Consider the following 20910-nt stretch of genomic DNA (forward strand, 5'->3'; position numbering starts at 1 on the left):
GCGTTCAGAATGGAATTAATAGACTTTATTAAGATTAAAGTATCAAATGATCGTCTCGAAGCGTCTTTAGAAGCAAATATTGACTATTTAAAAAGTTTGCAGGCAGAAATTGAACATCAAGAATCTCAAGAAGATGATCCTTCAGATGAACTGAAAACAGAAACAGTTCAATTAACGGAAGAAACGTTCAATATTGAAGAAATAGTGACTGTGGAAGCAATCCACAGGATTCTTGCGCAAGAAAATATTCAATATGGATTGGATGATATGGCAATCCAATCGTTTTGTGAAGTGATGGTTAATGGGGAATATGATGACGAAAACACATATGCTCAAGTCATTGCTACTGGTGATGCGCCTATCAATGGCGAGGATGGGTCGATTGATTATCATATTAGCTTGATGACTCAGACTCAAGTAGACGAAACTGCTCAAAAAGTTGATTTTAAAGAAATGATGAAGATTCCAATTGTGGAAATTGATGATCCGTTAATTACGATTATAAAGCCGACAGAAGGTGAATCAGGACAAGATATCTATGGTGAACTGATCGCTCCTAAGCCAGGTAAAGATGTCCAAATCAAAGCTGGCGAAAATACTAAAATCAATGACAAACAATTAACCATTTATGCAACAAATAGTGGCCAAGTGCATTTCACTGAGAAAGAAGTTCAAGTATTGCCCGTTTATCAAGTTTCTAGTGATCTTGATTTGAGTGTGGGTAATATCGATTTCAATGGTTCGATTGTCATTAAAGGAGATGTTCCTGAAGGTTTTGCGCTGAAAGCTCGTGGGGATATTACGATACAAGGAATTGTTGAGGCATCTAAGATTGAGGCAGGTGGGTCAGTTTTTATTAAAGAAGGAATATCTGCATTAGGGAAAGGGTTTGTTAAAGCGACATTAGATATTTTTGCTGGTAATGTCAATCAAGCTAATCTTGAAGCAGGTAGAAAAGTTCAAGTCAATAATTCAATTTTGCATAGTCACGTGACTTCAAGAGAACAAGTTATTTGTCAAAAAGGGCATATTATAGGTGGTTCTGTTTCGAGCGGGAATTATATTGAAGCAAGAGATGTTGGTAATCGCATGAGTACTAAAACTCAACTATACTTGAGTGAAAACAAGAAGGCAGTCGAAAAGAAATCCTATATAGAAAATCGCATGAAAGAACTCGTCGATCAGCTCAAAAAACTAAAGACTATTGGGGATAAGTTTGAACAATTAAAAGCCGTCCGTGACTTAACAAGTAAAGAGCGTGTGACTTTATTAAAACAACAAAATTCTTATGAAAAAGCTAGATTAGAATTGAATGAATTAAATGATGAATACAAAGTCTATGCTAAAAGCCAACCAGATGAGCAATCGAATCAGTTAATAAAAGTAGTGATTCATGATACAATATACCCGAATGTAGAAATTAATGTCGGTAAATACGCTAAAGTGATTAATAAAGAAACGTCTAAAGTATCCGTCATATTTCAGGACTTAGATTTTTCTATTAACCCTTTAGTTTAAGTGTAGTTAATCACAAATAGTTGCTGATGATTAATTTGTTAGTAGCTGATAATGAAGAGGTGATCACATGAGTTGGAAAGCTGTTGAACTGCAGGTTGCACTTCCAAGAACACAAGATGCTGGTCAACTTCAAGATCAATTACAACAAAGAGCACAAGTTATGCAAGATGTATTAAGTGAAGAACAATTAAAGGAATTAGAACACAAAAGAAAAGCAGTCTTAGATACAAATGAATCTGAACCCGCTCAAAATGAAGGTGACGATCATTCAGAGCATAACTGGTCACAAGAGGTTGGACAACAATCTAGAAAAGAACCAAAACAGCAAATTCCTCATCCTTATCTAGGTAGTCGAGTGGACATATCTAGGTGAGATACAAGATTTAGGTGGTATAATTAGTGGAAATATTTAGTCTTATCTTACACGGTGTTTCATTTATCGCTATTATATATTTATATCAAAGACTAAGACATATAGATGAATCTAATGCTGATCCGGAAAAGCGTATTCGGGAAATTGAAGATTTATTTAATTCTTATCTATTGGAACTTAAAGATGAGAATCGTAAATTGCTTGAGGAAATGTCGAAATTTGAACGTCAATCTCAAGCAAGTGAGACAAGAGAAAAATCGTACCATAATTCTAAAACTAATGATGAAGTATCAGAAGCTACATTATATGTAAGCGAGGAAGATAACCAACAAGCTGAAAAGTCATCCAGTGTACAAAAAACTGAAACAACACAACCGTTTGACATTAGTGAAATGATTGCTGACAAAGAAGATAAAGTAGAAATTAGCTCTCAAAGTACAACGGATGTTTCAACACCACAGCAAAAAGCTTTTCAAATGTATGATCAAGGTTATTCCATTGAATCAATAGCCAAACACCTGGAAATGGGCTATACTGAGGTTGAATTGATGATAAAATTTCACTATAAAATGTCGCATTAAGACTTGCCTACCCAATAGTAATGTGATATATTTACTTTTGGTGTTAATACACACGTCTGTGGAGGTAAGTGAAGGTGCTCGTGAATCGAGTTTCGCTTTCGTATGAAGCAGTCGGAGGAAAACAAAAACCATTTAGGAGGATTTTATTATGGCAGCAATTTCAATGAAACAATTGCTAGAAGCAGGTGTCCATTTCGGTCACCAAACACGCCGTTGGAACCCGAAAATGAAACGTTATATTTTCACAGAACGTAACGGCATTTACATCATTGACCTACAAAAAACAGTTAAGAAGGTTGATGAAGCGTTTAACTTCGTTAAGGATGTTGCGCAAGATGGAGGCACAATTCTTTTCGTTGGAACGAAAAAACAAGCACAAGATACAGTGAAGGAAGAAGCTACTCGTGCTGGCATGCATTATATCAACCAACGTTGGTTAGGCGGCACATTAACAAACTTCCAAACTATTGAAAAACGTATTAGTCGTCTTAAAGAAATTGAAGGTATGGAAGAAGACGGTACTTTCGATGTTCTTCCTAAGAAAGAAGTCGTTATGATTCTTAAAGAAAAAGATCGTCTAGAGAAATTCTTAGGCGGTATTAAAAATATGGATGGCATTCCTGATGCATTATTTATCGTTGATCCACGCAAAGAGCGTATCGCTGTAAAAGAAGCGCATAAGTTAAATATTCCAATTGTAGCTATGGTTGATACAAACTGCGATCCGGATGAAATCGATTATGTTATTCCAGCAAACGATGATGCTATCCGTGCGGTTAAATTAATCACAACAAGAATGGCTGACGCGATTTTAGAAGTTAAACAGGGTGAGGCAACAGAAGACGTTGCTGAAGAAGTAACTTCTGATGACGAAGAAGAAAAAGAAGCTGTTCAAGAGTAAAAGGTTAAGGTGATAAGAGGTAGGACCTTTTATCACCTTTTTTACACTGGTTATCTATGAACTCTTATAAATTAACTATTCCCTAAGGAGGACATTTTAATGGCAATTACAGCGAATTTAGTAAAAGAGCTGCGTGAAAAAACAGGCGCAGGTATGATGGATTGTAAAAAAGCATTACAAGAAACTGACGGTGACTTAGACAAAGCTGTTGAATACCTACGTGAAAAAGGTATGTCAAAAGCAGCGAAGAAAGCTGATCGTATCGCAGCAGAAGGATCTACACATATTGTTGCAAACGATCAAGCAGCTGCTATGATCGAAGTCAATGCAGAGACGGACTTCGTTGCTAAGAACGAACAATTCAAGCAACTTTTAAATGATTTAGCAAGTCATATTCTAAATCATCGTCCGGCTACGGTTGAAGAAGCATTTGAACAAAAAATTAATGGTACAGACCAGACCTTAAGTGAGTATATTACATCAGCTATTGCAACGATTGGTGAGAAGATTTCACTTCGCCGTTTTGAGGTGTTTGAACAAGGCGAAAAGAGTGCTATCGGCAACTACATTCATATGGGTGGTAAAATTGGTGTACTAGCTCATTTAGACGGTACAAATGATGAAGCTGTAGCAAAAGATATTGCAATGCACATCGCAGCAATCAACCCTCAATATTTATCACGTGATGAAGTTGATCAAGAGCTTGTTGATAAAGAACGTGAACGTCTAAAACAACAAGCACTTGAAGAAGGCAAGCCTGAGCATATTGTAGAGAAAATGGTTGAAGGCCGTTTAGGCAAGTTCTTTGAAGAAATTTGTCTTTTAGATCAAGCTTTTGTTAAAGATTCTGATCAAACTGTAAAACAATATGTTGAATCAAAAGGTGCAACAATCAAGACTTTCGTTCGTTATGAAGTCGGCGAAGGCATGGAAAAACGTGAAGAAAACTTTGCTGATGAAGTCATGAGCCAAGTTAAGAAGTAAAGATTTGTTTAAAATAGGGGACACATTGTGTTCCCTATTTTAAAACAAGTCTTTAATATTTACATAATGACGGAGGTAAATATGTCTAAAGCTGATTTCAAACGAGTTGTCCTAAAATTGAGTGGAGAAGCCTTAAGTGGGGAGCAAGGCAATGGGATTGATCCACGATTTATTAAATCAATTGCTAAACAAATTCAAGAAATACACGCCCTAGGATTAGAAATTGCAATCGTAGTGGGTGGTGGAAACATTTGGCGTGGTAAGGTTGGTAGTGAAGTTGGTATGGACCGTGCCAATGCTGATTATATGGGGATGCTTGCAACTGTCATGAATTCGCTTGCTCTACAAGATAGTTTAGAAAATTATGGGGTAGAGACACGTGTTCAAACATCCATTGAGATGCGTCAGGTAGCAGAACCTTATATTCGCCGGAAAGCCATGCGCCATTTAGAAAAACAGCGCGTTGTCATTTTTGCTGGAGGTACAGGAAATCCTTACTTTTCTACTGATACAACAGCTGCTTTACGTGCTGCAGAAATCGAAGCAGATGTTATACTAATGGCTAAGAATAATGTAGATGGTGTTTATTCAGATGATCCATCCTTAAATACAGATGCTGTTAAGTACCATGAATTAAGTTTTATGGAAGTATTGAATGGTGGATTGGGCGTCATGGATTCCACTGCATCTTCATTATGTATGGACAATGACATAGCATTAATAGTATTCTCGATTATGGAGGAAGGTAACATCAAACGAGTTGTTACTGGAGAAGAAATAGGTACAATTATTAGGAGGAAATAGTGATGAGTGACGAAGTGATTAAAGATTGCCGTGACAAAATGCAAGGTGCTGTTGATGCTTTTTCGAAACAATTAGCAACAGTACGAGCTGGACGTGCAAATCCGGCTATTCTAGATACGGTTTATGTAGAGTATTATGGTGCGCAAACACCTTTAAATCAGTTAGCTAATGTTTCTGCACCAGAAGCACGTTTGCTTGTCATCACACCATTTGATAAGTCTGCAATTGGTGATATGGAAAAAGCAATCCAGAAAGCCGATTTAGGTTTAACACCTAATAATGACGGAAAACTCATACGTATTAATATTCCAGCACTAACAGAAGAGCGACGTAAGGAACTTGTGAAGATTACTAGAAAATACGCTGAGGAAGCTCGGGTTCAAGTTCGTAACATTCGTCGTGAAGCTAACGATCAATTGAAAAAGTTAGAGAAAGATAGTGAAATCACTGAAGATGAGTTACGTTCTTATACAGATGATGTTCAAAAAGAAACAGATAAGCACATTGATCAAATCGATCAATTGCTAGAAGCTAAAGAAAAAGAAATGACTGAAGTATAAGACATCATAAGTGTTTCTGACAGCTTTCGCTTTAGCGGCGAAAGCTGAATTTTTCTTAAATGTTATATTGGAGAGGGATCAGTATGCTTTTTCGTCAAAATGAAAAAGATGAAAAACAAGAAATAAGTTCAGACAATATCCCGCAACATATTGCGATTATTATGGATGGGAATGGTCGATGGGCAAAAAAACGCGCATTACCAAGAGTGGCTGGCCATCGTGAAGGAATGAAATCAATTGAAAAAGTAGTAAAACGTGCTTCGAACCTAGGTGTTAAAGCTTTAACGCTTTATGCTTTTTCTACTGAGAATTGGAAACGTCCTCATTCAGAGGTTGAATTTATCTTGAAGTTACCATCTCAATTTCTTGATACATATTTACCAGGGTTAAAAGAAAACAATGTTAAAATTACGACAATTGGAGATTTTGCCTCCCTTCCGGATTTCACTCAGAAAGCAGTAAACCAAGCCATTGAAGAGACGAAGAATAACGATGGTATGTCATTAATATTGGCTTTGAATTATGGTAGTCGTAAAGAGCTTGTAGAAGCGACAAAACAAATCGCTCAAGATGTTCAGGAAAATTCGCTTCAAATTGATGAAATTGATGAGAATGTCATTGAACAACATTTATTAACTTATACGGTTCCCGATCCTGATTTATTAATTAGAACGAGCGGTGAAAAACGATTAAGCAATTATTTATTATGGCAATTAGCTTATGCAGAATTTTATTTTACCGATCAATTATGGCCAGAATTCGACGAGAATGCATTAGATGAAGCCATTAAGGAATATCAACATCGAAAAAGACGATTCGGTGGATTGTAGGGATGTGATGTATTGAAACAACGCGTTTTAACAGCTGTAATTGGGCTAATTATATTTATCCCATTTATCGTTTATGGTGATTGGCCTTTTATATTAGTTATAGGGCTTTTAGCAACCGTTGGACTTAGTGAATTATTCCAAATGAAAAATATCACGTTGTTCAGTTTTCCTGCTATGTTAAGTTTTGTGCTATTGTGGATTGGATTTATTGATTTATTTATTTATTCATTTTTAGTAAACTTACCAATTAATCTGACCGAATTGGCATTATTAGCAGCGTTTACTTTATTAGCTTATATTGTACTTGTAAAAAACCATGTGACGTATAGCGACATGGCTTTTATACTTTTATCATTCATTTATGTTGGCGTTGGATTTGCAACCGTTATTGAAACGCGCTTACTAGGCTTAGATTATATATTGTTTGCATTTTTAATTATCTGGTTTACTGATACAGGAGCATACTTAATTGGTCGTTCGATTGGTAAACGCAAATTATGGCCTGAGATTAGCCCTAAAAAGACAATTGCAGGATTTAATGGAGGAATTGCAAGTGCGGTCATTATCGCCTTAATATTTGAAATGTTTAATCCGTTGTATGATAATATGATAATAGTTATCTTGATTGCCATTTTAGGTTCAATCTTGGCACAATTAGGTGATTTAGTTGAGTCAGCACTGAAACGTACTTACGGAGTGAAAGATTCTGGTCGGATATTACCAGGTCATGGTGGCATATTAGATCGCTTTGATAGTTTAATTTTTATGTTACCTTTTCTACACTTTTTACAGTTCCTTTAATTTAATCATGAATGAGGGTAGACAATGAAAAATATAGTCTTATTAGGGGCAACAGGATCTATTGGTGTACAAACCTCAGATATTATTGAAGCCAATCCATCCGAATTTAATTTGTATGCGATGGCATTTGGTACACGAATAGATGTTGCGAAACCCATTATAGAGCGTTTGAAACCATCTGTTGTGGTTGTGAAGAATAGCTCAGTTAAGGAGCAATTAATCAATCAAATTGATCATAACATTACAATTTATTCTGGATTAGACGCTTTAAATGAATTGGTTACAGAGCCTGATGTGGACTTAGTGGTTAACGCCTTATTAGGAAGTGTTGGGTTAAAACCTACATTGGCGGCTATTCGTGCCCGAAAACAAATTGCATTTGCAAATAAAGAAACACTAGTTACGGCAGGTCATCTTGTAAAAGCTGAAGCTGACCGATATGGTGTTGATTTATTACCTGTTGATAGTGAACATGCTGCTATTCATCAATGTTTACGAGGTGAGAATCCGAGTGAAATTAAGCGAATGGTCATCACAGCTTCAGGAGGTAGTTTTCGTGACTATACACGAGATGAGTTGGTTGGTGTTACTAAAGAAGATGCTTTAAAACATCCTAATTGGAGCATGGGTGCGAAGATTACAATTGACTCTGCTACCATGATGAATAAAGGTTTGGAAGTCATTGAGGCACACTGGCTTTTTGATGTGCCTTATGATCAAATAGACGTGTTAATGCATAAAGAAAGTGTTATTCATAGTATGGTTGAATTTGTTGATCAGAATGTAATGGCGCAACTTGGTACACCAGATATGAGAATCCCCATTCAATATGCTCTAACCTACCCTGATCGAACGACTTATAATTTATCATCAGGTCTTGATTTAACATCGTTCGGTACGCTTCACTTTCAAGACTTGAGTTTTGATCGTTTTCCTTGTCTAGACATGGCTTATCAGGCTGGTCGTGAAGGTGGCTCTATGCCAACTGTATTAAATGCAGCGAATGAAGAAGCAGTGCAGTTATTTTTAAATGATCATATTGATTTTTTAGGTATTGAGAAGGCAATCTATGATGAATTAGCTGAACATCAAAGAATGGAATTACCAAATTTAGATACAATTTTAGAGATTGATCAAGAAACACGCAAACGTGTAAGACGCCGTCACTAAAGGAAGGTGCTTGGATTGAATACGTTAATAGCATTTATATTTATGTTTGGCTTACTCGTGTTTATTCATGAGTTAGGCCATTTGATTTTAGCGAAAAGGGCAGGAATGCTTGCACGAGAATTTGCCATTGGTTTTGGTCCGAAAATTTTTTCCTACCGTAAACACGAAACATTATATACGATTAGGTTATTGCCGATTGGTGGTTATGTAAGGGTTGCTGGTGAAGATCCGGAAATTATCGATTTAAAACCAGGCCACCATATTGGTTTAGAATTTAATGACTTAGGTGAAGTCAATAAAATCATCGTCAATAATAAGTCAAATCATCCAGATGCTAAAGTGGTAGAGGTATCAAGAATTGACTTAGATCATGAACTAACAATTGAAGCTAATGATTTGGACACTGATACGTTTCATAAATATAGTGTTAATCGACAAGCTCTGTTCGTGATGGATGAAAAAGAAACATTAATTGCTCCATATGATCGACAGTTTTCGAGCAAGAATACAATCCAAAAAGGACTACAAGTATTTGCAGGACCATTTATGAACTTCGCATTAGCGATTGTCTTGTTCATTGCACTTGGATTTGCTCAAGGTGTTCCAGCTGAAGAAGCAATAATTGGAGAAGTACAGGATGATTCTCCTGCTTCATCAGTCGATATTGAACCAGGTGATCAAGTTGTCTCTATTGATAACCAGTCAATTGAGACGTGGACTGATTTTGTAAGATATGTACAAGAAAGACCTGGGGAAACAGTAGAATTAACAATGGAAAGAGGAGATGAACTTGTTACGACCTCAGTCGCTCCTGCTGAAATTACAAATCAAGGAGAATCTATCGGTCAATTAGGTGTCCGAAGACATTTCGAAGATGCAGCAGGTGATGTGATTGCTTATGGATTCACCCAGACTTATGACATGACGATTCTTATATTAGATGCTCTTGGCCAACTTGTGACAGGTCAATTATCATTAGATGCATTAGCAGGTCCAGTCGGCATCTATTCAGCTACTGATGACGTAGTTCAAACGGGTTTCTTTAACTATATTATGTGGACGGCGATGCTCAGTATTAATCTAGGTATAGTAAACTTATTACCTCTACCCGCATTAGATGGTGGACGATTGATATTCATTGGACTTGAAGCTATTCGAGGTAAACCACTCGACCCTCAAAAAGAAGGGATTGTCCACTTTATCGGGTTTGCACTACTCATGTTATTAATGATTGCTGTTACGTGGAATGACATTGAACGGCTATTTATGTAATTGGTTTTACATGACTAGATTAAATGAGTGATCATAGTTGTTCATAACTGATCAGGGAATATAACAAATGAGGTGAAATTGTATGAGACAAAGTAATATGCTAATACCAACTTTACGAGAAGTGCCTAAAGAAGCAGACATTCCAAGTCATCAGTTGTTATTAAAAGCTGGTTATATTCGTAAATTAGCTTCTGGTGTATATAACTTTTTGCCATTAGGTAAGCGTGTCTTACGTAAGTTAGAAACCATTATTCGTGAAGAAATGGATCGTACAGGCGCACAAGAAATTCAGATGCCAACTCTACAACCAGCGGAACTATGGGAATCTTCAGGACGTTGGGAGACGATGGGACTTGAATTAATGCGGCTAAATGATCGCCATGAACGAAAATTTGCATTAGGGGCAACGCATGAAGAAGTTGTGACATCTCTAATTGGAGATGAAATCAATTCATATAAAAAATTACCGTTAACTGTTTATCAAATTCAAAGCAAATTCCGTGATGAAAAACGACCTCGTTTCGGATTATTGCGAGGTCGTGAGTTTTTAATGAAAGATGCTTATTCCTTCCATGAAACTTATGAGTCTCTCGATGAAGCTTATAATCGTTTATTTGAAGCTTATAAACGTGTATTTGAACGATGTGGCTTAAATTTCCGAGCCGTTATAGCTGACTCAGGTGCTATGGGGGGTAAAGACACGCATGAATTTATGGTTTTATCAGATATTGGTGAAGATACAATAGCTTATTCAGATCAATCTGACTACGCTGCCAACGTTGAAATGGCACCAGTCCTGCCAACACAAGAGAAGTCAGAGACTGAACCTAATCCACTTGAAAAAATTGAAACACCGAATGCAAAAACGATGCAGGAAGTAGCTGACTTCTTAGGGCATTCCTTACAAGAAGGCATGAAAGCCATCATGTTTAAAGTAGATGATCGTTTTGTTATGGTTGTCACACGTGGGGATCATGAAGTGAACGATGTTAAACTCAAAAATTTATTCGATGCTAAGTTTATTGAGTTAGCAACAGAACAAGAAACGATTGATGTAGTTGGTGCTGGATTTGGTTCTTTAGGACCGATTAATGTTCCGGAAGATGTTGAAGTTATTGCTGATTATGCTGTTAAACCGTTAGTTAATGCCTCTTGTGGTGCCAATGAAAATGGTTACCATTACCGTAATGTCACACCAGAGCGTGACTTTGAGGTGACACAATATGCTGACCTGCGTTTTATTGAAGAAGGAGATCCTTCTCCAGATGGTCACGGTACCATACAGTTTGCAAAAGGTATTGAAGTAGGCCATGTATTTAAACTTGGGTCTCTGTATGCGGACAAGTTAAACGCTTCATTTTTAAACCAAGAAGGACGTGCCCAAACCTATATTATGGGTTGTTATGGAATAGGGGTGTCACGTACACTAGCTTCTGTAGTTGAACAGTTCCATGATGAACAAGGCATGTTTTGGCCAGATTCCCTTGTTCCGTTTGATGTTCATATGATCAATCTTAATATGAAGAAGGAAGAACAAGTTGAGTTAGCAGAAACAGTTTATACAAACTTACAAGAACAAGCCTTTGATGTGTTATACGATGATCGTCAAGAGCGAGCAGGTGTGAAATTTAATGATAGTGATTTGATTGGAATTACGCATCGTGTGACGATTGGTAAACGCGCAAATGAAGGTTTTGTAGAATATAAGAATAGAAAAACCGGCGAACAACAAGATGTTCATGTAGATGAGCTAGTTTCATTTTTAAAAACGTTATGATTGCAATCAAAACCCTTGTCTATGTATAGGCAAGGGTTTCTAAAATCATGATAAGTCCACCTTTTAAGTGAGGAATCGAGTATGGATTTAAATAAACGCGAAAAATTAGAGTTATTATTACAACAAATAAATATGCCTGAAGAAGTGGTGAATAATCATTTTGATCAGACGGTCTTAAAAAAATTGACGGTTTATAAATCGACGAAACAGTGGATTTTTCATTTACATAACCCACATCCATTTGATTATGACGTGATTTCATTATTTAAAGCGAATTTACAAACAGCTTTTCACCATGTGGCATCTGTTAATCTACAGATTACAACAGACGAATCGACAGTAAGTGAGAGCACTTTCCAAGCCTATTGGTTTGATTTCATTCATTCTGTCCATGATTTGTTTCCAGCTTATAAAGAATTTATATGTAATCAGACGCCTAGACTTGAGGGTGCGAGTGTCATTTTGAATGCTCGCAATGACGCTGAAGCTAATATGGTAAAGAAGAAACTCGATCCGTTATTTCAAAGTTATTGTCATAAGCATGGTCTTAAGACGTGTCATATTCAACTTGAAGTAAGCCAAAACGAGGAAGCTATTCAAGCATTTCAACAACAAAAGTTAGAAGAAGAACGTACTTTGGTTCAAAAGGCGATGCAAGAACAAGCTGAAAGACAAAAAGCTAAAGAAGAATCTGAGACTACCGAAAGTGAAACAGAGGGTCCTCTTCAAGTTGGTCATGAGATCAAAGAAGATGCTGTTGAAATGCACCTTATCTTAGAAGAAGAACGACGCATGGTCATTCAAGGCTATGTTTTTGATGTAGATATTCGTAACCTTCGATCTGGGCGAGATTTACTCATTATTAGCATCACGGACTATACAGATTCAATTCAAATTAAAATGTTTTCTAAAGGCGATGAACAGAAGGCATTATTTGCACAAGTCAAAGCGGGCATGTGGTTAAAAGCTAGAGGTAGTATTCAGACTGATACGTATACAAATGAATTAATCATGATGGGTCAAGACTTAAATGAAGTAAAAGCTAAAAAGCGTCAAGATCCAGGTATTGATGGCGAAAAACGTGTTGAGCTTCATGCACATACGACGATGAGTCAAATGGATGCGACTGTTTCTGCTGAAAGCTTAGTTGAACAAGCTGCTAAATGGGGGCATGAAGCTGTCGCGATTACAGACCATGGTGTTGTACAAGCATTTCCTGAAGCCTATAATGCGAGTCAAAAGCATGGTGTCAAAGTGCTGTATGGAATTGAAGCGAACTTAGTTGATGATGGTGTGCCAATTGCTTATAACGAGGCAAACCAGACCTTACACGATGCTACTTATATCGTATTTGACGTTGAAACAACTGGCTTGTCCGCAGCTTATGATAAGATTATAGAACTCGCAGCTGTAAAAGTTCATGACGGAGAAATTATCGATCGGTTTGAACGATTTGCCAATCCACACCAAAAGTTAAGTCAAACAACGATCGATTTAACCGGCATTACTGATGACATGGTTAAAGACGCACCTGAAATCGAAGAGGTAAGCCGTGAATTTTATGAGTGGTGTGGTGAGGATATATTAGTCGCTCATAATGCTAGCTTTGATATCGGTTTTATTAACGCAGCATATAAGCAGTTCAACTTACCGAAAGTGACTAATCCAGTGATCGATACATTGGAATTAGCTAGATTATTATATCCGAATCTAAAAAATCACAGATTAAATACACTTTGTAAACATCTAAATATTGATTTAACTCAACATCACCGTGCTATTTATGACGCTGAAGCGACAGGTTATTTATTGTGGAGTCTAGTCAAATCGGCAAAAGAAAAAGATATTGAGACACATACGGACTTAAATAATTATGTAGGGCAGGGCGATGCTTATAAACGTTCGCGTCCAAACCATGCTACGATCATTGCTCAATCTGAAGAAGGTTTAAAAAACTTATTTAAACTTGTATCGATGTCACATATTGATTATTTTTATCGTGTTCCAAGAATTCCTCGTTCACAACTCAAGAAACATCGTGATGGGCTGTTTATTGGATCAGCCTGCGATCAAGGTGAACTTTTTGATACGATTGCGCTCAAATCAGAAGAAGAAGCAGAAGAGGTTGCTGAATTCTATGATTATATAGAAGTCCAACCACCAATGAATTACTATCATTTGATCGAAAAGGAAAATGTTCAATCGGTCGAACACATTAAGCAATTAATTAAGAAGCTTGTGTCGATTGGTAAGAAATTAGATATACCTGTTGTCGCTACAGGTAATGTGCATCACTTGCATTCTCATGAGAAGATTTATCGCCAAATATTAATTGCATCCCAAAGCGGAAACCCATTAAACCGACAAACGATTCCAGACGTTTATTTCAAAACAACGGCAGACATGTTAGAAGACTTTGCTTTCTTAGGCGATGATGTGGCTAAAGAAATCGTCGTCACGAATACCAAGTGGGTTACTGATCAGATTGATGATATTAAACCAATTAAAGATGAATTATATACACCTAACATTGAAGGTGCAGATGATGAAATTCGTGACATGTGTTATACACGAGCTAAGTCGATTTACGGTGATGAACTACCAGAGCTTGTGTCTAAGCGATTAGATACTGAATTAACCAGTATTATTGAAAATGGTTTCTCGGTTATTTATTTAATCTCTCAAAAGATCGTGAAAAAATCATTAGACGATGGTTATCTTGTAGGCTCGCGTGGTTCTGTTGGCTCTTCATTTGTCGCAACTATGATGGAAATAACAGAAGTGAATCCATTACCACCACATTATGTTTGTCCGAACTGTCAATATCACGAATTTTATACTGACGGTAGTGTCGGCTCAGGCTTTGATTTATCGAAAAAGGATTGCGAACAGTGTGGAACTGCCTATCGTCGAGATGGACAAGATATTCCGTTTGAAACGTTCCTTGGGTTTAAAGGTGACAAAGTTCCGGATATTGATTTGAACTTCTCTGGCGAGTATCAACCAGTTGCTCACCATTATACGAAAGTGTTATTTGGTGAAGATAAAGTTTATCGTGCTGGAACTATTGGTACTGTAGCTGAGAAAACGGCTTATGGATTTGTGAAAGGCTATGCGCAGGACCATCAACTCATGTATCGTCAAGCAGAAGTGGACCGACTTGTGCAAGGATGTACTGGCGTAAAACGGACAACAGGTCAGCATCCCGGAGGAATAATTGTCGTTCCAGATGACTATGAAATATACGATTTTTCACCCATTCAGTATCCAGCAGATGACTCTAGTTCGGAATGGTTAACAACGCATTTTGACTTCCATTCCATTCATGATAACTTATTAAAACTAGATATACTGGGACATGATGATCCGACAGTTATTCGAATGTTGCAAGACTTAACTGGTATAGACCCAGAAACGGTGCCAACCAATGATCCTGAAATGATGAAAATCTTTAGTGGCCCTGAGGTGTTAGGCGTTAACGAAGATGATATTCTTTGTAAAACGGGGACTTTAGGTGTACCAGAGTTTGGTACGCGATTCGTTCGCCAAATGCTTGAAGATACGAAGCCTTCAAGTTTTGCTGAATTAGTCATTATTTCTGGTTTATCTCATGGTACTGACGTGTGGTTAGGTAACGCTCAGGAATTAATTAATGACGGAATTTGCGAAATTGGCGATGTCATTGGTTGCCGTGACGATATTATGGTTTATTTATTACAAAAAGGTTTGGAATCATCCTTAGCCTTTACGATTATGGAATATGTTCGTAAAGGTCGTGGATTGAAAGATGAATGGATCGAAGAAATGAAAAACCATGGCGTGCCTGATTGGTATATTGAATCTTGTAAGAAGATTAAATATATGTTCCCGAAAGCACACGCAGCAGCTTATGTATTAATGGCAGTTCGAATTGCTTATTTCAAGGTGCATTACCCAATTGAATTTTACGCAGCTTATTTTTCAGTTCGAGCTGATGACTTTGATATTGATACAATGGTTAAAGGTTCGGAAGCTATTAAACAACGGGTTGAAGATATTTTAGAAAAAGGCAATGAAGCATCGCCAAAGGAAAAGAGTTTATTGACTGTTCTAGAACTTGCTCTTGAAATGACGATGCGAGGTTATCAATTCCAATCTGTTGATTTATACCGTTCTGATAGTCAGCGGTTTATCGTTGATGGCGATACGTTAATTCCACCGTTTAACGCGATTGATGGCTTAGGAACAAACGCTGCTATTAATATTGTTAAAGCTAGAGAAAATGGCGAATTTCTTTCAAAAGAAGATTTACGTGAGCGCTCTCGTATCTCTAAGACAGTACTGGAGTATTTAGACAATCACGGTTGTCTAGGTGAGTTACCTGATCAAAATCAATTATCACTGTTTTGATCAAATAAAGGTGTTAAATCTGCATGTGGTTGCATGACATACCTATTTATGGTATATTAATTGACAGATTAGCAAAAGATACGTCTACGATGAAAGAGTGGGTTCTTCCCACTCTTTCGTTTTGTCTACCCTGCTGCTCGATTCACCTTATACAGCAGGGCAAATTTTTGTAACAGCAACAGATGCCTTACATCTGATGACGATATGTTGATAGTAACATGATGAAGGAGGGTATAATATGAGTCAGAAGATCATTTCATTAACAGAAGAGATTGTACAACCGATTGTTAAAGACATGAACTTAGAGCTGGTCGATGTTGAATTTGTAAAAGAAGGCAAAAATCATTTTCTACGTGTCTATGTCGATAAAGAAGGCGGTGTAGATATCGAAGATTGCGAGCGCGTTAGTGAAAAACTAAGCGAAGAGTTAGATCAACGTGATCCTATAGAGCAAGCGTATTTTCTAGAGGTATCATCACCAGGAGTAGAGCGTAAATTAAAGAAAAGAGAAGACTTTGAACGGTTTGAAGGTTCTTATATTTACGTCAAAACTTATGAGCCAATTGATGGTGATAAGGAATTTTTCGGTGATTTAAAAGAGTTTGTTAATGATCAATTGACACTTGAAATAAAAGTAAAAACTCAAACGAAACAAGTGACAATTCCATATGAAAAAGTAGCCAATGCACATTTGGCTGTTCAGTTTTAAATTGGGGAGGTTTAACAGTTGAATAGAGAATTGTTTGAAGCAATGGAAACGTTAGCTGATGAAAAAGGAATTGATCGTGAAGTATTGTATGAAGCATTAGACGCTGCGCTCGTTTCTGCTTATAAGAAAAACTTCAACTCAAAAACAAACGTCCGTGTTGAATTAGATTCTGACGACAATACCATGAAAGTATTTTCACGTCGGGTAGTCGTAGATGAAGTTGAAGATGAGGAATTAGAAGTATCATTAGAGGACGCACAACAGATTGACCCTTCTTATGAATTAGAAGATGTTGTGGAACATGAAGTGACACCTCAAGATTTCGGTCGAATTGCTGCTCAAGCAGCTAAGCAAGTTGTGACACAGCGTGTTCGTGAAGCGGAACGTGGTGTGATTTACAATGACTTTGTTGACCGTTTAGATGATATTATAATTGGCACTGTACAACGAATGGATAATCGCTATTTATACATCCACTTAGGAAAAGTTGAAGGTAAATTACCAACGAATGAAGTCATGCCAGGCGAATCGTATCAAGTGCATGACCGCATAAAAGTTTATGTAACAAAGGTTGAAAATACGAGCAAAGGGCCTCAGGTATATGTTTCTCGTACACATCCAGGATTACTCAAACGTTTGTTTGAAATCGAAGTACCTGAGATCTATGAAGGTATTGTAGATATTATGTCCGTATCACGCGAAGCGGGTGATCGTTCTAAAATTAGCGTTCATGCTGATGACCCAGAGATCGACCCTGTTGGCTCTTGCGTTGGTCAGCGTGGACAGCGTGTGCAAACAGTCGTTGACGAGTTAAATGGCGAGAAAATTGATATCGTCCATTATTCAGAGGATCCTGTTGTTTATATTTCCAATGCATTAAGTCCTTCCCAAGTAATTGATGTATTAGTTGATGAAGAAGAACATGCAACAACAGTTATTGTTCCAGATGACCAGTTGTCATTAGCAATCGGTAAAAAAGGACAGAATGCTAGGTTGGCTGCTCGTTTGACTGGTTGGAAAATTGATATTAAAAGTGAATCTGAAGCAAATGAAGAAGATGCTTCTGATCATGCAGATTCTGAAGTAGCTGATCAAGTCGAAGAAGACGAGGAAGTGTAAAAGGGGGAGAGAGTATTGGCTAAACAAAAGAAACAACCATTGCGTAAATGTGTCATAACTCAAGAAATGTTTCCCAAAAAGGAATTAATTCGTGTTGTGCGAAATAAAGAGGGTGACGTATTCATTGACAAAACGGGCAAACAAAATGGTCGAGGTGCATATTTAAGTAGGGATGTTTCCACGATTGAAAAAGCGAAACAAACAAAAGCGTTAAACCGCCATTTAAATGCTGATGTTGATGAAACGTTATATGATGAATTACTGCAACATGTGAGTGAATCATCATGAATCAATCTTACTTGAACATGCTCGGTTTAGCCAATCGCGCTCGGAAGTTGATTTTAGGTGAAGAAAATATTGTTGAAAGTATTCGTCATAATGAAGCTCAACTTGTTTTAATTGCAAATGATGCCTCGGACAATACGACGAAGAAATTAACAGACAAGTGTAAAAGTTATCACGTTCCATACGTTATTGTGAGCGATCGGAAAACATTATCGCAATCAATCGGAAAAGATGGACGTGTTGCCGTTGCGGTAACAGATCAAGGGTTTGCGAACAAACTCCGGGAAAAGTTATCGGAATAATATTCGGGGGTGAATGTATGAAAAAAATGCGCGTATACGAATATGCCAAACAACAAAACGTATCAAGTAAAGAAGTTATTAATAAATTAAAAGAACTTGATGTTGAAATTTCAAATCATATGTCAACAATAACTGATAATACGATTCGTCAATTAGATGAAATCTATCAACCAGAACAAGCACAAACAACATCTAAAGATTCTCAAAAAGAAGAACCAAAACAACAAACTCAGCAACAAAATTCAAAACAGCAACAAAGCCAACAACAAAAACAAGATAACAAATCTTCTAATAACCAGAATCAAAACAGCAAACAACAACAAAACCAAAATCAAAACAGTAACCAACAAAACCAGAACCAATCACAGAATAAACAACAGAATAAGCAGCAAAATAAATCTAACCCATCTCAAAACCAGAATAAACAGAACAACAAGAAGAATAATGCTAAGAAACAGAAGGGCAATCAAAAACAACAGAAACAAAATCAATCAGAGCAAATTGATAAGATCACCTATCAAGGCTCATTAACAGTCGGAGAATTAGCTGACAAATTAAATAAAGACTCTTCAGAAATTATTAAGAAGTTAATGATGCTCGGTGTTATGGCAACGATTAATCAACAATTAGATTCCGAAACTATAGAGCTAATTTGTGATGATTATGGAGTTGAAGTTGAAGAAGAAGTTGTTGTTGATCAAACAGACATCAATAACTATATCATGGAAGATGCTGAAGAAGATTTAAGTGTACGCCCAGCTATTGTCACGATTATGGGACACGTTGACCATGGTAAAACAACACTACTTGACTCCATTCGTGAAACGAAAGTGACAGAAGGCGAAGCTGGCGGGATTACACAGCATATTGGTGCCTATCAAATTGAACAAGATGATAAAAAGATCACGTTCTTAGATACACCAGGACACGCAGCATTTACTAGCATGCGTTCCCGAGGTGCTCAAATTACTGATATCGCCATTTTAGTTGTTGCTGCTGATGATGGCGTTATGCCACAAACAATTGAGGCTATAAACCACGCAAAAGCAGCCGAAGTTCCAATTATTGTTGCGGTTAACAAAGTGGATAAAGAAGGTTCAGACCCTAACCGAGTTATGCAAGAACTAATGGCTTATGACCTTGTACCTGAAGACTGGGGCGGTAACACAATTTATGTTCCACTATCTGCTCTTCAAGGCGAAGGTATTGATGACTTAGTCGAAATGATTAACCTTGTCGCTGAAGTTGAAGAGTTAAAAGCTGACCCAGCTAAAGTAGCAAATGGTACCGTCATTGAAGCGCAACTAGAAAAAGGTCGAGGAAGTGTCGCAACGTTACTCGTTCAAAACGGAACTTTAAATAAAGGTGATTCACTCGTTGTAGGTAATCACTACGGTAAAGTCCGAGCAATGAGCAATCATCTTGGAAAATCCGCATCCAAAGCTGGACCATCTATGCCAGTAGAAGTAATTGGTTTAAATGGTGTTCCTCAAGCAGGCGACCAGTTCTTAGTCTTTAAAGATGATAAGCAAGCGAAACAGGTTGCTCAAATGCGTGAACAAAAACAAATTCAAGAGCAGCGTGAATCAACAGGTAAGTTAAACCTTGATGAATTATTTGATCAAATCAAACAAGGTGACTTAAAAGAAATTAATGCGATTGTCAAAGCTGATGTGCAAGGTTCAGCGGAAGCTGTAGCATCTTCATTACGTAAGATTGAAGTTGAAGGTGCAAAAATTAACATTATTCATACTGGTGTTGGTGCAATCACCGAATCAGATATCATTTTAGCTTCAGCTTCAAATGGTCTTGTTATTGGATTCAATGTTCGACCAGATAATAATGCTAAGCGCGCGGCTGAAAATGAAGGCGTAGAAATTCGTTTACACCGTATTATTTATAAAGTAATCGAAGAAATGGAAGCAGCCATGAAAGGTATGCTAGATCCAGTTTACGAAGAGAAAATTATCGGTCAAGCTGAAGTTCGAGAAACATTCAAAGTATCGAAAATTGGTACGATTGCAGGTTCTTACGTAACGGATGGTAAGATCACTCGTAATTCTGGTGTTCGTGTTATTCGTGACAGCGTTGTGCAATTTGAAGGAGAAATTGATTCATTAAAACGTTTCAAAGACGACGTCAAAGAAGTACAACAAAATTACGAGTGTGGTATCACGGTTAAGAATTATAATGATATTAGAGAAGGCGATATAATCGAAGCCTTTATCATGGAGGAAGTTGAGCGCTAAATGATTGGTTATGCTTATGTTGAATGCTTAATTTATGATGTCCAGTCATTAAAAGCAAAACGTTCAATTATCAAGCAAACAATGCATCAAGCTAGTAAGAATTTAAATGTTAGTATTGCTGAAATCGATTATCACGATTTGTGGCAACGGACTGCATTTGAAATAGCTTGTGTAGCCAAAAATCAAGTCATTGCGGAACAGATTCTGCAAAACGCAGTCAACCGAATTGACGAACTTGCAGATCTAGAAATTACAGTTGTTCAATATGAATGGCTGTAAATGGAAT

At 37.2% G+C, this 20910-nt stretch carries 19 protein-coding genes; all 19 read left to right on the forward strand.

What is annotated here, in order from left to right; genetic code table 11:
• Positions 1 to 9: 9 nt before the first annotated feature.
• The 19 genes from ACKXGF_RS07115 to ACKXGF_RS07205 all read left to right on the forward strand — a co-directional run bounded on the left by ACKXGF_RS07115 (position 10) and on the right by ACKXGF_RS07205 (position 20903).
• Complete coding sequence (locus tag ACKXGF_RS07115; protein ID WP_411955474.1) at positions 10 to 1518, forward strand: DUF342 domain-containing protein; 1509 nt, start codon at positions 10 to 12, stop codon at positions 1516 to 1518.
• Between the two features lie 67 nt (positions 1519 to 1585).
• Entirely contained in the window at positions 1586 to 1891 is a 306-nt protein-coding gene (locus ACKXGF_RS07120) for a hypothetical protein (RefSeq protein ID WP_411955475.1), read from the forward strand.
• 26 nt (positions 1892 to 1917) lie between these two features.
• Positions 1918 to 2472, forward strand: coding sequence for a hypothetical protein (locus ACKXGF_RS07125; RefSeq protein WP_411955476.1), 555 nt, complete (start codon positions 1918 to 1920; stop codon positions 2470 to 2472).
• 148 nt (positions 2473 to 2620) lie between these two features.
• Complete coding sequence (gene rpsB, locus ACKXGF_RS07130; protein ID WP_167260106.1) at positions 2621 to 3373, forward strand: 30S ribosomal protein S2; 753 nt, start codon at positions 2621 to 2623, stop codon at positions 3371 to 3373.
• Between the two features lie 99 nt (positions 3374 to 3472).
• Positions 3473 to 4357 (forward strand): translation elongation factor Ts, encoded by an 885-nt coding sequence (gene tsf / locus ACKXGF_RS07135; RefSeq protein ID WP_411955477.1) that lies wholly within the window; start codon positions 3473 to 3475, stop codon positions 4355 to 4357.
• 81 nt (positions 4358 to 4438) lie between these two features.
• Complete coding sequence (pyrH, locus tag ACKXGF_RS07140; protein WP_411955478.1) at positions 4439 to 5161, forward strand: UMP kinase; 723 nt, start codon at positions 4439 to 4441, stop codon at positions 5159 to 5161.
• A gap of 2 nt (positions 5162 to 5163) precedes the next feature.
• Positions 5164 to 5721: a ribosome recycling factor gene (frr, locus tag ACKXGF_RS07145; RefSeq protein WP_411955479.1), complete on the forward strand. Its 558-nt coding sequence runs from the start codon at positions 5164 to 5166 to the stop codon at positions 5719 to 5721.
• Between the two features lie 83 nt (positions 5722 to 5804).
• Positions 5805 to 6551, forward strand: a complete 747-nt coding sequence (locus ACKXGF_RS07150) for an isoprenyl transferase (protein ID WP_167260113.1) — start codon at positions 5805 to 5807, stop codon at positions 6549 to 6551.
• A 12-nt stretch (positions 6552 to 6563) separates the two neighbouring features.
• On the forward strand, positions 6564 to 7352 hold the full coding sequence (locus ACKXGF_RS07155) for a phosphatidate cytidylyltransferase (RefSeq protein WP_411955480.1): 789 nt from the start codon (positions 6564 to 6566) through the stop codon (positions 7350 to 7352).
• A 24-nt stretch (positions 7353 to 7376) separates the two neighbouring features.
• Positions 7377 to 8522: a 1-deoxy-D-xylulose-5-phosphate reductoisomerase gene (gene dxr, locus ACKXGF_RS07160; RefSeq protein WP_411955481.1), complete on the forward strand. Its 1146-nt coding sequence runs from the start codon at positions 7377 to 7379 to the stop codon at positions 8520 to 8522.
• Positions 8523 to 8537: 15 nt separating this feature from the next.
• The gene (rseP, locus tag ACKXGF_RS07165) at positions 8538 to 9794 is read left to right on the forward strand and encodes an RIP metalloprotease RseP (protein WP_411955482.1); all 1257 of its coding nucleotides are present in this window, start codon (positions 8538 to 8540) and stop codon (positions 9792 to 9794) included.
• Between the two features lie 82 nt (positions 9795 to 9876).
• A complete protein-coding gene (locus ACKXGF_RS07170) occupies positions 9877 to 11571 on the forward strand; it encodes a proline--tRNA ligase (protein WP_411955483.1) in 1695 nt (564 codons plus the stop codon).
• 81 nt (positions 11572 to 11652) lie between these two features.
• Positions 11653 to 15960, forward strand: coding sequence for a PolC-type DNA polymerase III (locus ACKXGF_RS07175; RefSeq protein ID WP_411955484.1), 4308 nt, complete (start codon positions 11653 to 11655; stop codon positions 15958 to 15960).
• A 238-nt stretch (positions 15961 to 16198) separates the two neighbouring features.
• Positions 16199 to 16669: a ribosome maturation factor RimP gene (rimP, locus tag ACKXGF_RS07180; RefSeq protein WP_411955485.1), complete on the forward strand. Its 471-nt coding sequence runs from the start codon at positions 16199 to 16201 to the stop codon at positions 16667 to 16669.
• 18 nt (positions 16670 to 16687) lie between these two features.
• Positions 16688 to 17788 (forward strand): transcription termination factor NusA, encoded by a 1101-nt coding sequence (gene nusA / locus ACKXGF_RS07185; protein ID WP_411955486.1) that lies wholly within the window; start codon positions 16688 to 16690, stop codon positions 17786 to 17788.
• A gap of 15 nt (positions 17789 to 17803) precedes the next feature.
• Positions 17804 to 18076 carry an RNase P modulator RnpM gene (gene rnpM, locus ACKXGF_RS07190; protein WP_411955487.1) on the forward strand — a complete coding sequence of 91 codons (273 nt, stop codon included), beginning with the start codon at positions 17804 to 17806 and terminating at the stop codon, positions 18074 to 18076.
• On the forward strand, positions 18073 to 18375 hold the full coding sequence (locus tag ACKXGF_RS07195; RefSeq protein ID WP_411955488.1) for a YlxQ family RNA-binding protein: 303 nt from the start codon (positions 18073 to 18075) through the stop codon (positions 18373 to 18375). Before rnpM ends, ACKXGF_RS07195 begins: the two co-directional genes overlap by 4 nt.
• Before the next feature lie 17 nt (positions 18376 to 18392).
• Positions 18393 to 20624 carry a translation initiation factor IF-2 gene (infB, locus tag ACKXGF_RS07200; protein ID WP_411955489.1) on the forward strand — a complete coding sequence of 744 codons (2232 nt, stop codon included), beginning with the start codon at positions 18393 to 18395 and terminating at the stop codon, positions 20622 to 20624.
• A complete protein-coding gene (locus tag ACKXGF_RS07205; RefSeq protein ID WP_411955490.1) occupies positions 20625 to 20903 on the forward strand; it encodes a DUF503 domain-containing protein in 279 nt (92 codons plus the stop codon). It begins immediately after the preceding gene.
• The last annotated feature ends 7 nt before the right edge of the window (positions 20904 to 20910 follow it).

Source organism: Alkalibacillus sp. S2W, assembly GCF_046764385.1.
GTDB classification, from domain to species: domain Bacteria; phylum Bacillota; class Bacilli; order Bacillales; family Alkalibacillaceae; genus Alkalibacillus; species Alkalibacillus almallahensis.